This window comes from Pigmentiphaga soli (assembly GCF_039541095.1).
In the GTDB taxonomy this organism is placed as follows: domain Bacteria; phylum Pseudomonadota; class Gammaproteobacteria; order Burkholderiales; family Burkholderiaceae_B; genus Pigmentiphaga; species Pigmentiphaga soli.
Genome location: NZ_BAABFO010000005.1, coordinates 165,099 through 179,200 on the forward strand (window position 1 = coordinate 165,099; position 14,102 = coordinate 179,200).

A 14,102-nucleotide genomic window follows, 5' to 3' on the forward strand; every position below is an offset into this window, starting at 1 on the left:
GGGCCGATGAGAGGACTCCGTCAATGAAACCGATCCTGGGCATCCACAGCGCGCCCCGTCCCCACTGGGTGGGAGACGGCTTTCCCGTGCGCTCGCTGTTCACCTACGATGGGCTCGGCCGCGAGCTCAGCCCCTTCCTGCTGCTGGACTACGCCGGCCCGGCGCATTTCGAGCCGACGGCCGCGCGCCGAGGCGTGGGCAGCCACCCCCACCGCGGTTTCGAGACGGTCACCATCGTCTATGGCGGCGAGGTCGCGCACCGCGACTCCACCGGGCAAGGCGGCGTGATCGGCCCGGGCGATGTGCAATGGATGACCGCCGGCGCCGGCATCCTGCACGAGGAATTCCATTCCGAGTCCTTCGGCCGCAGCGGCGGCGACCTGGAAATGGTGCAGCTGTGGGTCAACCTGCCGGCCCGCCACAAGATGGCCGAGCCCGGCTACCAGGCTATCCTGGACGCGCAGATCCCCGCGGTCGAGTTGGCCGACGGGGCCGGCACGGCGCGCGTGATCGCAGGCCAATTGCAGGGCGCCCGCGGCCCGGCCCGCACCTTCACGCCGATGGACGTCTGGGACCTGCGCCTGCGGCGCGGCGGCGTGGCCCGGCTGCCGGCGCCGGCCGACCGCGCCGCCGCCGTCGTGGTGCTGCGCGGCACGGTGCTGCTCAACGGCGAAAGCGTGGTGCGCGAGGCGCAGCTCGCGGTGCTGGGGCGCGACGGCGAAGGCCTGGAGCTGGAGGCCAACGGCGACGCCGTCGTGCTGGTGCTCAGCGGCGAGCCGATCGACGAGCCCATCGTCGGCTACGGCCCGTTCGTGATGAACAGCCGCGAAGAGATCGTGCAGGCGATCGACGACTTCAACAGCGGCCGGTTCGGCGTCCGTGCGGCGGTCTGAAAGGCGGGGGCCCGTTGCGGCGGGCCGCCCTTGCCACGATTGCATTTCTATGAATAAATATGCAAAAAACACGGTGAACGAATAAGGCCCCGGCAGCAGCGTTTCGCCACGCGGCGCTGCCTCCGGGCGCCGGCATGGAAGGAGACACCATGAGCACCACCACCGCAGTGCCGGAACGCCAGGCGGCCCCCGCCGCGATGTCGGCCGAGGAATGGCAGACCCGCTGCGACCTCGCCGCCTGTTACCAGCTGGTCGACCTGTACGGCATGTCCGACCTGGCCGGCACGCACATTTCGGCCCGCGTGCCCGGCACCGAGCATTTCCTCCTCAATCCCTACGGCATGTTCTTCGACGAGATCACCGCCTCGTCGCTGATCAAGGTCGACGTCGACGGCAAGGTGCTCGACGGCCGCTCCGACCCGATCAACCCGGCCGGCTTCGTGATCCACAGCGCCATCCACATGGCGCGGCCCGAGCTGACCTGCGTGCTGCATACCCACACCCGCGCCAACAACGCGATCGCGATGCAGAAGGACGGCCTGCTGCCGCTCACGCAGAAGGCGCTGATGCTGCGCGACTTCCTCGGCTACTACGACTACGAAGGCGCCGCGCTCGACCTGGACGAGCGCGAACGCATGGCCCGGGCCTTCCCGCCCGGCCGGCGCGTGGTGATCCTGCGCAACCACGGCGCGCTGACCGCCGGCCGCAGCATCCCCGAGGCCTTCATGTTCATGAAGCGCCTGGAAGACGCCTGCCGCTACCAGGTCGACGGCCTGGCTGGCGGGCGCGAGCTGAACTGGCTGTCGGACAAGGCCGTGGAACGCACCGCCGCCCAGGGCACAAAGATCCTCGGCCCTGGCGGCCACGCCGAATACGGCCCGCGCTCCTGGCCGCCGCTGCTGCGCAAGCTCGAGCGCGAACGCGGCACCGCGTATAGAACCTGAACGCGACACGATCACACCACACCCGGGAGGGGAGATGCTTACCAGACGCAGGGCAATGCTGGCCGCCGCGGCGGCGCCGGCCGCGGCGGCCTTCGCGCGCGGCGCGGCCGCGCAGGACACGTGGCCGTCCAAGCCGATCCGTTTCGTGCTGCCGTTCGCCGCCGGCGGCAGCGCCGACGTGATCGCCCGCAACATCGCGCAGAAGCTGTCGCCGCTGCTGGGCCAGCCCATCGTGGTCGACAACCGCACCGGCGCCGGCGGCGCCATCGGCACGGCCGCCGTGGCCCGCGCCGAGCCCGACGGCTATACATGGCTGATGGTCAACAACAACACGTTGATCTTCAACATCGCGCTATACCCTAAGCTGTCGTACGACCCGCTGAAAGACTTCACCCACGTGGCCGAGATCGCCACCGTGCCGATGCTGCTGGTGGTCAACCCATCGCTGCCGGTCAAGACGCTGCCTGAGTTCATCGCCTACGCCAAGGCCCATCCGGGCAAGCTCAACTACGGCACCGCCGGCGTGGGCAGCGGCGGCCACATCGCCACCGCCTATTTCGCCTCGGCGGCGGGCGTCGAGCTCACCCACGTGCCGTACCAGGGCTCGTCGGGATCGCTGCCCGACCTGCTGGGCGGCCGGCTGCAGCTCACGATGACCGGCTCGGGCGCGCTGCCCTACGTGCGCAACGGCCAGCTGCGGGCGCTGGCCGTCACCAGCGCCAAGCGCGTGCCCTATGCGCCCGACGTGCCCACCGTGGCCGAAACGCTGCCCGGCTTCGAATTCGTGCTGTGGTATGGCCTGTCGCTGCCGGCCGGCACGCCGGCGCCGATCGCGCAGCGGATCAATCGCGAGCTGGCCAAGGTGATGGCCATGCCGGACATCGTCGAAGGGCTGAGCAAGGACGGCACCTTCCCCGCGCCCAGCGCGTCACCCGAGGCGTTCACGCAGTATGTGAAGGACGAAATCGGCCAGTGGGTGCCGATACTGAAGAAGGCGGGGATTACCCAGGCATGAGGTAGGATCCCGGTCCCGAGGACGCGGCGAGCCGGCAGCCGCCGGCCCGGGTCTTCGGGTCCGGCGTGCCGCGCCCGGAGGCGCGCGGCGTGGCGGGGTTTAGCGCTGGCCCGCCGCCCGTTCTTCGTCGTAGCGGCGCTTGGCCAGCTGCAGGATGCCGCCGGCCTGGTAGATCCCTTCCACCATCGGCGGATAGGTCTGCAGCGGCAATTGCTTGCCGGTCCCGCGGTTGACCAGCCGCCCGTTGGGGTAGTCGATTTCCAGCGTGTCGCCCGTCTTCACCAGCGTGCTGATGCCCGGCGCCACGAACAGCGGCAGTCCCTGCGAAACGCAGTTGCGGAAGAACAGCCGCGAGAACGACTCGGCCACCACCGCGGCGATGCCGACGTCGAACAGGATGTTGCCCGGCCGCGACGAGCCGCAGCCGAAGTTGCGGCCGGCCACCAGCAGGTCGCCTTCCTTGACCTGGAGCGGAAACTCGGGATTGACCGCTTCCATCGTGTGCTTGCGCACCTCGGCTTCGCTCGGATAGCGGTAATACGGATAGATCACGTCGGTATCGATCGAGTCCCCGAAACACCAGACCCGGCCCGCCACGACGCCGTCGAAATCAAATGCCATCGAACACCTCCCTCGGATCGACAATCTCGCCTGCCACGGCGGCGGCGGCCACGCTCAGCGGCCCACCCAGATAGAGCTGCGCATCGGTGCTGCCCTTCCTGCCCCGGTAATTGCGGGTGGTCGACGTGATGCATACCTCGCCCCCCGACATGTAGCCGACCATCGGCTGGCAGATACCGCAGCCCGGCGTCACCACCTGGGCGCCGGCATCGACCAGCGCGGCGATGTGCCCGGCCAGCAGGCTGCGCAGGTACACCGACTGCGTCGACGGCGAGATGATGAAACGGACCCCCGGCGCCACCTTGCGGCCGCGCAGCACGCGGGCGGCGATCTCGATGTCTTCGAAGCGGCCGTTGGCACAGGAGCCGATCTGCGCCTGGTTGATCTTCACGCCGCGGGCTTCGCCGATCGGCACCACATTGCCGAACTGGTGCGGCTTGGCCACGACGAAGGGCATCGTGTCGAGGTCGACGTCGATCACTTTCTGGTAGACCGCGTCGGCGTCGGCCACCAGCGGCTGCATGGCGGCGCGCTGCTCGGGGCCGAGCAGGGTGTCGGTCAGCTCGTCGTACTCGAACAGCGTGAACTTGGCGCCTACTTCCAGGCCGTGGGTGGCGATGCACAGGCGGTCGTCCATGCTCAGCGCCGAGGCCGACGGGCCGCCCACTTCCATCGACAGGCCGTTGGCGAAATCATCGCCCAGCTTGCCGGCCAGGTAGAGGATGATGTCCTTGCCGATCGGGTAGTCCGGCACCTTGCCGCGGATGTTGAGCTTGATCGAGTGCGGCACCTGGAACCACAGCTCGCCGTACATCAGCGCATAGACGGCCTCGATGCCGGAAATGCCGGTGCCTGCCGCGTTCAGCGCGCCATAGCCCACCGCGTGCGAGTCGTTGGCGACCACCAGGTCGCCCGGCTTGACGAGCTTGTAGTCGATCACCATCTGGTGCGAAATGCCGGGCTCCGCGTCGTGGAAGGTGCGGATGCCCAGCCGTTCGACGTGGCGGCGGACCTCGAGGTTGTTGTCGGCCAGCTTCTGGCTCGGCGCCGGCTGGTGATGGTCGCCGAGGATGAAGACGCGGTCGCGGTCCCAGACGAAGGGCACGCCTTCCGGGAAGCCCGCCTTCTGCGCATTGACATTGACCGTGCCGAACTTGTAGTCGCACATGATGCCGTCGAGCTTCGCGGTGACGATCTGCCCCGCCACGGCCGGCGTGTTCCCGGCGCTCTTGCGCGAGAACAGTTTTTCGACCATTGTTTGTCCCATCAACCTCCTCCTGTATCCCGGGATTCCTGCGCGCCGCGGCCTTGCCGCGGCCTTGCGCCCGGATCGCAAGATGATAGAGGGGCGGCCGGAGGATTTCACATACCGAGTTGCTATCCTGCGATGCGTTCCCGGCATGACTCCCGCGCGTAGGGGGGCCTCTACGCTGCGCGCGCGAGGCGGCTCTTCATGGCCGTCTTCACCACCTTCGGCGTGAGCTGGGGCGCGACCAGGGCGATGAAGTCGAACATGTACGGGCGCATGTTGCCGTTCGGCTTCAGCGTGAGGTTGATGATGCTGGGCGGGAATAGCTTGCTGGCATCGCGCATGCCGATGCCGATGTCGCGCTCCGGATCGTAGGCCACTGCCGTCATGATCGCGACGCCCAGCCCCATCGCGACATAGCTCTTGCAGACATCGCCGTCGATCGCGCTCAGCACCACGTTGACGGGCAGCCGGGCGTGGCCGAATACGTTCATCACCTGCCACTGGCCGCTGTAGTGGGTGTCGTAGGCGATCATCCGCTGCGCGGCCACGTCGGCCAGCGTGAGTTCGGGCGCATCCAGGATCGGGTGTCCGGTCTTGGCGATGATCGACCGGGGCAATTCGAAACAGGGCAGGGTCACCAGCTCGGGGAACTGGTTCATCGTTTGCGCGCCGATCGAGAAATCGGCCTCGCCGGCTTCCACCATCTTGCAGATCTCTTCCGGATCGCCGCGCCGCAGGATCAGATGGACGTCGGGATGGGCGTTGAGGAATTTTTCCACCGCCGGCGGCAGCACGTAGCGCGCCAGCGTATGCGTTACCCCCACCGTGAGCGTGCCGCCCCTGGGCATGCTGATCTCTTCCTTCAGCGACCGCAGCGCCGACATGTCGCCCAGCATGCGCTGCGCGATCTCCAGCACCCGCCGGCCCGGCTCCGTCAGGTCGACGATGCGGTTGCGGGTGCGCACGAAAATGTCGAACCCCAGCTCCTGCTCCAGCAGCTGGATCTGCCGGCTGACCCCCGGCTGCGACGTATTGAGCGCTTCCGCGGCAGCGGAAAGATGGTTGCCCTGGCGGACGATTTCCACGACGTATCTGAGTTGCTGGAGCTTCATTTCCGGCCTCCGTTCAGACATGGTTATAGAGCCAACGCGACGTCTGTGGAACTGGGGAAACGACCGGCCACGCCCTCAAAGGTGACGTATATTCAACCGGGTGAGGATCTCGGTGAGCTCGGTCCCGCTGCGGTTGCGTTGCTGCCAGTGGGTGCAGACGGCGCGGGCCGTGTCGCCGGCCGCCATCGCCTCGATCGTGTCGCAATGGCTGCGGGTCGACTGCACGGGGCGGCGGCGCAGCAGCAGGGTAAGGTCTCGCGCCCGCCAGATCTGTTCCGTGTGGCCGAGCGCCGCCTGGCGCAGCAGGTCGTTGCCGCACAGGTCCACCAGCATCCGGTGGAAGCTGGCGTCGGCGGCCGACCAGGCGTCGAGGTCGTCTTCTTCGAGCGCCTTCTGCATGGCACGCCCCGTTTCGCGCAGTCGGGCGGTTTCCGTTTCGGTCAGGCCCCGGGCCAGGGCGAGGGCGATCGCGATGCATTCGAGACCCGCCATCAGCTGGTAGATGTTCAGCATTTCGTCCGGTTTCAGCGGCAGCACGCGGAAACCGTGGCGGGGCGTAATCTCGACGAAGCGCTCCTGCTCGAGCCGGATCAGGGCCTGGCGGATGGGCGTGCGGCTCATGTCCAGTTCGCCGACCAGTTCCTGCACCGTCACAGTCGTGCCCGGGCCATAGGTGTTATCAAGGATGCGCGCCTTGATGATGGCATAGGCGGATGCGGCGTTGGTCTGCCCACCCCCCTCCGGAAGCGGATCGGGGGCCTTCTCCTTGGTAGTGGCCGGATTCATTCCTGCTCATGGCTCCGAAAGGCAGACGATCATACACGACAGGCCGCACCGGGCGCCGCCCGGCGTCAAGTGGCCGGCCGGGCCTGAAGGTTTGCGCATACTGCCCGGGCGAAGCCCGCGGTATCGATGCGGCCGCCGAGATCGCCGGTGCGCGAACCCGCGTCGCCGAGGCATTTGTCGACCGCGGATTCGATGGCGAGGGCCGCCGCACCGTATTCCTCGCGCTCATGGCGCTGGCCGAGCCAGCGCAGCAGCATGGCCGAGGACAGGATGATGCCGGTCGGATTGGCGATGCCGCGCCCGGCAATGTCGGGCGCCGAGCCATGGCCGGCATTGGCGGCGGCATGCTGCGCTCCGACGTTCAGCGCCGCGGCCAGGCCCAGCCCGCCCGAGAGCGCGACCGCCTGGTTCGACAGGATGTCGCCAAACATGTTGGTGGTGAGCAGGACATCATAACGCTCGGGCCGGGAGTACAGGTCGGCGGCCATGGCGTCGACGTCGACCTCCAGGTATTCGACCTCGGGATGCAGCGCCGCCTCGGCCTCGGCCTCTCGCATGAACAGGCCGTCGGTCATCTGCAGCACGTGCCGCTTGCCGACCGAGGTTACCTTGCCGCGCCGCTGCGCCGCCATCTCGAAAGCGACCTTGGCGATGCGCCGCGACGCCGCGGCGGTGACCTTGCGCACCGACATCGCCACGTCCGGCGTCGGCATGAACTCGCCATAGCCCAGGAACATGGTGCGGTCGGCGTAGAAGCCCTCGGTGTTCTCGCGCACGATGAGGATGTCCAGGCCCGGATGCGCCTTCGGCACGCCGGGGCGCGAGCGCGCCGGCCGCAGATTGGCGAACAGGTCGAGCTGCTTGCGGATGGTGCCGGGGATGTTGAGGCCGCCGTCGCTCGCCGGCGGGTAGGCGGTCATGCCGGCCGGGCCGAGCACCACGCCGTCCGCGCGCCTGGCCGCCTCGACCACGTCGGGATGCAGCGTCGTGCCGATTTTCCGCCAGGACGCCATGCCGACTTCGTGGACGTCGTATTCGAGGCCCAGGCCGAATGCGCCGGATACGGCCTGGAGAACGCCGAGCGCGGCATCGACGATTTCCGGTCCGATGTCGTCACCGGGAAGGACTGCCAGTTTCATATGTGTTCCTTTGAATGGAAGGCACCGCCGGTGGCGGCGGCGCTGGAGGTGTGGCGTGGCTATTCGGCCGCGATGGCGAGCGGGGATGCCGGCTCGGCGTTGGGATTGCGGGGATAAATCCACAAGTGCCCGGGCGGCAGTTCGCACCAGACGCCGCCCGGCGGCAGCTCGACGGGGCTGCGCGCGCGCAGCTTCAGCCTGCCGTTGCCGAGCAGATATTCCCAGTGTTCGCCCATATAAGCCGCGCCTTCGATTTCCATGCGCAGCCGGTTGGGGCCCGGCTGGTCGGTGATGGAAACGCGCTCGACGCGGATCACGGCCGTCGCCGGCTGGCCGTCGTCGATCTGCTGTCGCGGCTCGGCACGCAGCGACCAGCCCTCGCCGGCGATCGACCATTCGCTCCCTTCGCTCCCTTCGCGCTTGGCCTGCCCGTCCAGCAGGTTGTTGGTGCCCATGAATTGCGCGCAGAACAGCGTCGCCGGCCGATGGTAGATTTCCTGCGGCGTGCCCGACTGCACGATGTTGCCGTCCGAGAGCAGCAGCACGTGGTCCGACATGACCAGCGCCTCGGCCTGGTCGTGCGTCACCACGACGGCGCAGATCTGGAACTGCAGGATCAGCTGGCGGATCCAGAACCTGGCCTCCTCGCGCAGCTTGGCGTCGAGATTCGACAGCGGCTCGTCGAGCAGCAGGACCTTGGGGTTGTAGACCAGTGCCCGGCACAGGGCTACGCGCTGTTGCTGCCCGCCCGAGAGCTGGTTGGGGAAGCGGTCGGCGAGATGGCCGAGCCCGAGCCGCTCCAGTATGGTGTGCACCCGTCCGGTGCATTCCTTGTTGCCGACGCCGCGTAGCCTGAGTCCATAGGCGACGTTCTCGAACACGGTCTTGTGCGGCCATAGCGCGTAAGACTGGAACACCAGCCCGATTTCCCGCTCCTCTGGCGCGAGGCAGATGTTCTTCGCGCTGTCGAATACCGGCTTGCCGCCGATCTCGATGCGGCCGGCCTCGGGCTGCTCGAGACCGGCAATCGAGCGCAGCAGCGTGGTCTTGCCGCTGCCCGAGGCGCCCAACAGCGCCACGATCTCGCCGCGCCCGGCGGTAAATGACGCGCCCGCAAGCACCTGCACGTTGCCGAGCTTCTTGTGGACGTTATGGACGATCAGTTCAGTCATGGACGCGCACTCCTAGCCGCATGGCCACGAACAGGCCGATCGCGGTGAGAACGATGCTGATGAGCGAGAGGGCGGCGACGGTGTCGACGGCGCCCGTGGCGAGCAGCCCGACGATGAGCGAGCCGATCACCTCGGTCCCCGCGCCCATCAGATAGACGCCGGTCGAATATTCCCGCAGGAAGATGATGATGATCAGCACCCATGCGCCGACGAGGCCGGGCCGGATCAAGGGGATGAGGATGTCGCGCCGTACGCGCATCATGCGCGCGCCGGTGGTGCGCGCGACCTCTTCCAGTTCGGGGCCGATCTGCAGCAGCGTGGCCTGGATCAGGCGCAACCCGTAGGACAGGCCGACGATGGTGTAGGCGATGAGCAGCGCGATCAGCGTGGTGCGGATCGGCCGCAACGGCGTGACGAACAGGAACACCCAGAAAAAGGCGAGGCCGATGATCAGCCCCGGCAGCGCGCGCGGCAGCAGCACCGAATAGTCGAGCGCGGCCGCGCCCAGGCCCTTCCAGCGGTGCCCGGCCAGCGCCACCACGGTGTAGACGATGACCGCTATGCCGCCGCCGATGGTCGACAGCAGGATGGTGTTGACGATACCGCGCGTCAGCGAGGGGACGTCGAGCAGATTGCCGAAATTGGCCAGCGTCAGATAGTTGAACGGGTTGATGCCCATGCCCCAGGCGCTGACGAAGGCTCGCAGGGCGATGCCGCCGATGGGCAGGATCACCGCCACGATGAGCCACAGGCAGAGAAGGGTCAGCGCGACGACCTGGCCGCGCGTGCCGAGGCGGATGAGGTTCACCCGGCCGCCCTTGCCGCCGACCGTGGCGAAGCTGCGCCCGCGGCGCAGGAACCGGCGCTGCATCAGCACCAGCGGCAGCGTCAGCACGATCAGCACCACCGTGACGGCCGCCATGAGCTGATACGACGGCACGCCGAGCAGGGTGGTCAGCTTGTAGATGTAGGTGGTGAGCACCACGATGCCGCTCGGGTCGCCCAGGATCAGCGGCAGGCCGAACAGCTCGAAGCCCAGCAGGACGTTGAGCGCGGCGCTGAACACGATGGCCGGCATGACCAGGGGCAGGGTGACCGTGGTCATCACCCGCCAGGTGCCGGCGCCCGCGGTGCGCGCCGCTTCCTCCTGGTCGGAGGCGATATTCTTCATCGCCGTCGACACGTAGAGGTAGACGTGCGGCACGTGGCTGAGCCCGGCGGCAATGATCAACCCGGGCAGCGAATAGAGATTCCACGGCACGTCGCCGAACAGCGGGCGCAGCGCGAGGCTGACGAAGCCGGACGGGCCGACCGATACCGTGTAGCCGAAGGCCAGCACGATCGAGGAGATGAAGATCGGCACGAGGACGAGCGATTCGAACCAGCGCCGGCCCTTGAGATCGGTGCGGGTGAGCAGGAAGGCGAGCCCGGCGCCGAGCGGGACGGCGATCACCACCATGCCCACGGACAGCAGGATGGTCGTGCCGAGGGCTTGCCAGAAGATCGGATCCTGGAAGATGTAGAGATAGGCGCTCCAGCCGAATGCCGCGCGCGGTGAGAAGAAGGGCTGATCGAGCAGGCTTTGATAGACGATCAGCCCGACGGGCATCATGATCGTCGCCACCAGCATGGCGACGATCACGCTGCGCGCGGCCTCGTCCTTGTCGACGCGGACCATGGGGAAGCCTCCGCTACCGGCGCTCAGCGGCCGATGGCCTTGTTCCAGGTACGCAGGAATTCGGTGCGCTTCTTCGGCTCCTGATACTCGAGCAGCGCCGCGTCGATGTGGATCGGCACGAGGTGGCCGTGGGCCATTTCATCGAGCTGCTTGATCGAAAGCACGCCATCGCCGACATCGTTGCGGATCGAGGGGATGCCGCCCTGGGCCATGGCGCGCTGCCCGTCCTTCGACAGGATGAAATCGAGGAACAGCCGCGCAGCGTTCGGATGGGGCGCGTCCTTGGTGATGAACAGCGGCCGCGAGAAGGTCTGGGTGTAGTCTTCCGTGAAGGCCACGCCGAGCGTCGGGCTGGTCTTGGCCCAATCGAGCGCGTAGGACCCGATCAGGTTGAACACGAGGATGTGTTCCCCGGACACGAGTTTCTCGCGGAGCTGGCCGGTGCTGGAATAGAGCCGCCCGTTTGCCTTGCCGAACGCCTTGGCCAGGTCCCAGAAGCTGTTGCCGAGGTGCTTCAGGTCATAGGTATGGAACAGGAAGCCCGAGCCCACTTTCTCGGGATCGAAGGTCGCGACCTTGCCGTTGAGGGCCTGGGCGTTGTCGTTGATGTACTTGGTCAGCGCCGCGCGGGTCTTCGGCACGTCTTCCTTCTTCATCAGCGCGGTGTTGTAGCCGAGCGTGAGCGGCTCGACGGTAGTGCCGTAGGCCGTGTTTTCGTAGATCGCCCAGTCGGGAAGGTTCTTCGACTCCGGCGACTTGTAGGGCTGCGCATAGCCGTCGGCCACCAGTTTGATCTGCTGGTCCATGGCGTTGGTCCAGGCCAGATCGGCGGCAGTCTGGCCTGCCGCGGCCTCGGAGATGATGCGGTTGTAGGTGCCGCTGGTGCCGAGGTCGTTGAATTCGATGGAGACGCCCGGATAGCGCTTCTCGAAGGCAGCCTTGAGCTGGTTGACCTGGCTGAGGTCGGTCGAGGTATAGATGACGACCTTGCCTTCCTTCTTCGCCGCATTGGCGATGTTCGTGTAGTCGGCCGGATAGCCGTCGGGGACCTGGGCGAATACCGCACCCGCCGAGGCCAGCAGCGCGGCGCCAACCACGCCGCCCAGGGTTTTACGATGATCGAGCAGTGCGCGGATGCGGATCTCTCTCATGACTGTCTCCTCCGATATGGTGGCTTGGGCTGTCCACTGGCGGGACGGCTCCACGGCTGTATGCCGAGAGGATACAGTACGGTATACCTTAATCTTCGTCAACGTATGCGATATACGGCGAACGGCGAGGAAGGCCGGCCCCGGGCGGGGCCGAACCGTGCGCGGCGTGCGGGGGTGGCCGCTGGCTATCGGGATAGGCGGCAGGGAATAGGGGAATGGGAAACGGCAGGTGGACCGAAGCAGCAGGTGGACCGAAACGGCAGGTGGACCACCCGATTCCGCGATGCAAGGCATCAAGATGCAGGCGCAAAACGAACAAGGCCGGCTGCTTGTGGCGGCCGGCCTTGATTCTGGGGTCTGGTTGCGGGGACAGGATTTGAACCTGTGACCTTCGGGTTATGAGCCCGACGAGCTGCCAGACTGCTCCACCCCGCGTCTGGAGAAAAGAATTATAGCCAGACTGTAAGAAGAATGCAAACCGAAGCACCACTTCGGTTCTTCAACGTGGCATTGCGCACCACGGGGAGGCCGAAAACGATGCCTCGGACCCGCATCAGGCTCCCTGGGTATCGTCGTCGGCATAGACGACGCGATCGCGGCCGCTGCGTTTGGCTTCGAGCAGCGCGGCGTCGGCGCGGCTCACGGTGTGGGAGAAGTCTTCGCCGGCGCTGTGCGTGCTGACGCCGATACTGGCGCTGACCGGCACGGCCTGGGTGCCGGAGCGCACCACAAGGTTGTGGATGCTCGTTCGTACGCGTTCGGCCACTTGCATGGCCGCCGGCCCCGACGTGGCGGGCAGGATGAGCAGGAACTCCTCGCCGCCCCAGCGGCCACCGAGGTCGGATTCGCGCAACTCCATCTGCACGGCGGTGCCGATCTCGATCAGCACCTGGTCGCCCATCTCGTGCCCGTAGGTATCGTTGACCTGCTTGAAGTTGTCCACGTCGAGCATCGCCAGCGAGTAGGGCTGGCCGGTGCGCGCCGCGCGCACGGTTTCCTGCTTGAGCCGTTCGATCAGCAAGCGGCGATTGCCCAGGCCGGTGAGCACGTCGCGGTGCGAGGCCTCGTTCAGCGCCAGGTTCATGTCCTGCATCATCTGCTGGTAGCGGTCGGAAATGCGGGCCAGCTTCTCCAGCCGCCGCATATGCTTGGTGAACCGCTCCCCCAGCGCGTTCTCGCGGTCGCGCGCCAGCATCTGGTAGGCGTCGGACAGATGGGTGACGCGCTCCAGCCGCATCTGCTGGGCTTCGTGTGCCTGCCACAGCTGCGCCAGTGCCGGGCGCAGGGGATTGTCGGCATGGGCCGGATCTGCCAGCAATTGCCCGATCTCGCGGGCAAGGGTCCGTTGGTCTCGGCTCATGGCGCAGCGCGCTCAGTCGTGGGGCACGATGGCGAACGGGAACGTGCAATCTTCCTTGAATTCCTCGGCCAGCTCTGCCACCCGTTCGTTGCGGCGGTCGTAGTGCCAGTTCACGGCCACCTGGCCGCCGCTGCGATGCGCGTCTTCCAGCAGATCGAAAATATCCATGACCGCGCGGATGCTGCTGGTGTTCAGGTAGAGCAGGCTCAGCTCGAGGGTGAGCGGGCGCTGGGCGTCGGCCAGGAAACGTTCGACCCACTCGATGACCTGGTTGTAGAGGTCGTACGAATTTTCGGGGTACGAATCGCCCTGCATGCTCAACACGCCCGTGTCCCAATCGCCTTCGATGGTGGGCGTGGACTGGGAGCCCGAGATGGTCAGTTTGCTCATGCTGCGTGTATGTCCTAGCTTCAAATGATGGCGCGCAGGCTGAAGAACGCGCGGCCATTGTGAACTTCGCGCAACGTGGCGGCCAGCGGCTCGCTGGCCTTGCGGGCGATGTCGATCAGGCCCAGTCCGGCGCCGCTGCTGGCCGAGGCGTCGCGCGGCTTGCGCAGCTGTTCCTTGTAGCTGGCCTTCAACTGCGCCTTGTCGAGTTTGGCCAACGCCTGGATGCGGTCCATCAGGCTGCGGCCGTCTTCGAGCTCGACCAGATTGCCCGCCGAAACCACGTAGCGGCCTTCCTCGTCGCGCGCCACCACTACCGTGGCGGCGGCCTCGTGTTCGCCGTAGCCGTGCAGGATGGCGTAATGGCGGATGTTCTGGGTCATTTCGATATAGGTTCCGAATACGTCCATTGCGGATGAGGGCTGGACGTGCTCGGCCTGCAGGTATTTCTTCAACGCGTTGCCGATTTCCTCGATCAGGCTGCGCGAGATCGGGCCATTGAAGCAGAGCATGATGCGCTGCTGGTTGAAGGTTTCGCGCAGGGCGAAGAGGTCGATCGAATCCATTACGGCTCCGTTGAAGCGCAGGCGCG

The 14,102-nt window shown here is 66.8% G+C and carries 14 protein-coding genes and 1 tRNA gene; 3 read left to right on the forward strand and 12 right to left on the reverse strand.

The window, feature by feature from the left end; translation table 11 throughout:
* The first annotated feature begins 23 nt into the window (after positions 1-23).
* The 3 genes from ABD927_RS07135 (at position 24) to ABD927_RS07145 (ending at position 2,852) form a co-directional block, all read left to right on the forward strand.
* The gene (locus ABD927_RS07135) at positions 24-893 is read left to right on the forward strand and encodes a pirin family protein (RefSeq protein WP_345247761.1); all 870 of its coding nucleotides are present in this window, start codon (positions 24-26) and stop codon (positions 891-893) included.
* A gap of 149 nt (positions 894-1,042) precedes the next feature.
* A complete protein-coding gene (locus tag ABD927_RS07140) occupies positions 1,043-1,837 on the forward strand; it encodes a class II aldolase/adducin family protein (RefSeq protein ID WP_345247763.1) in 795 nt (264 codons plus the stop codon).
* Between the two features lie 34 nt (positions 1,838-1,871).
* Positions 1,872-2,852, forward strand: a complete 981-nt coding sequence (locus ABD927_RS07145) for a Bug family tripartite tricarboxylate transporter substrate binding protein (protein ID WP_345247765.1) — start codon at positions 1,872-1,874, stop codon at positions 2,850-2,852.
* Positions 2,853-2,951: 99 nt separating this feature from the next.
* On the opposite strand, the gene ABD927_RS07150 is transcribed toward ABD927_RS07145, so the two are convergent.
* The 12 genes from ABD927_RS07150 to siaB all read right to left on the reverse strand — a co-directional run bounded on the left by ABD927_RS07150 (position 2,952) and on the right by siaB (position 14,076).
* A complete protein-coding gene (locus tag ABD927_RS07150) occupies positions 2,952-3,473 on the reverse strand; it encodes a LeuD/DmdB family oxidoreductase small subunit (RefSeq protein ID WP_345247767.1) in 522 nt (173 codons plus the stop codon).
* Positions 3,463-4,740 carry an aconitase/3-isopropylmalate dehydratase large subunit family protein gene (locus ABD927_RS07155; protein ID WP_345247769.1) on the reverse strand — a complete coding sequence of 426 codons (1,278 nt, stop codon included), beginning with the start codon at positions 4,738-4,740 and terminating at the stop codon, positions 3,463-3,465. Before ABD927_RS07155 ends, ABD927_RS07150 begins: the two co-directional genes overlap by 11 nt.
* Positions 4,741-4,898: 158 nt before the next feature.
* Positions 4,899-5,837 (reverse strand): LysR substrate-binding domain-containing protein, encoded by a 939-nt coding sequence (locus tag ABD927_RS07160; protein ID WP_345247770.1) that lies wholly within the window; start codon positions 5,835-5,837, stop codon positions 4,899-4,901.
* A gap of 75 nt (positions 5,838-5,912) precedes the next feature.
* Positions 5,913-6,623 (reverse strand): GntR family transcriptional regulator, encoded by a 711-nt coding sequence (locus tag ABD927_RS07165; protein WP_345247772.1) that lies wholly within the window; start codon positions 6,621-6,623, stop codon positions 5,913-5,915.
* Between the two features lie 65 nt (positions 6,624-6,688).
* Complete coding sequence (locus tag ABD927_RS07170; RefSeq protein WP_345247774.1) at positions 6,689-7,762, reverse strand: isocitrate/isopropylmalate dehydrogenase family protein; 1,074 nt, start codon at positions 7,760-7,762, stop codon at positions 6,689-6,691.
* A gap of 59 nt (positions 7,763-7,821) precedes the next feature.
* A complete protein-coding gene (locus tag ABD927_RS07175) occupies positions 7,822-8,934 on the reverse strand; it encodes an ABC transporter ATP-binding protein (RefSeq protein WP_345247776.1) in 1,113 nt (370 codons plus the stop codon).
* On the reverse strand, positions 8,927-10,612 hold the full coding sequence (locus tag ABD927_RS07180) for an ABC transporter permease (RefSeq protein WP_345247778.1): 1,686 nt from the start codon (positions 10,610-10,612) through the stop codon (positions 8,927-8,929). Before ABD927_RS07180 ends, ABD927_RS07175 begins: the two co-directional genes overlap by 8 nt.
* Before the next feature lie 23 nt (positions 10,613-10,635).
* Positions 10,636-11,763, reverse strand: coding sequence for an ABC transporter substrate-binding protein (locus ABD927_RS07185; protein WP_345247780.1), 1,128 nt, complete (start codon positions 11,761-11,763; stop codon positions 10,636-10,638).
* A gap of 358 nt (positions 11,764-12,121) precedes the next feature.
* A tRNA-Met gene (locus ABD927_RS07190) sits at positions 12,122-12,198 on the reverse strand.
* Positions 12,199-12,316: 118 nt separating this feature from the next.
* Positions 12,317-13,123, reverse strand: coding sequence for a biofilm regulation diguanylate cyclase SiaD (siaD, locus tag ABD927_RS07195; RefSeq protein WP_345247782.1), 807 nt, complete (start codon positions 13,121-13,123; stop codon positions 12,317-12,319).
* Between the two features lie 12 nt (positions 13,124-13,135).
* On the reverse strand, positions 13,136-13,513 hold the full coding sequence (gene siaC / locus ABD927_RS07200; RefSeq protein ID WP_345247784.1) for a biofilm regulation phosphoprotein SiaC: 378 nt from the start codon (positions 13,511-13,513) through the stop codon (positions 13,136-13,138).
* 20 nt (positions 13,514-13,533) lie between these two features.
* The gene (siaB, locus tag ABD927_RS07205) at positions 13,534-14,076 is read right to left on the reverse strand and encodes a biofilm regulation protein kinase SiaB (RefSeq protein WP_345247786.1); all 543 of its coding nucleotides are present in this window, start codon (positions 14,074-14,076) and stop codon (positions 13,534-13,536) included.
* Between the last annotated feature and the right edge of the window lie 26 nt (positions 14,077-14,102).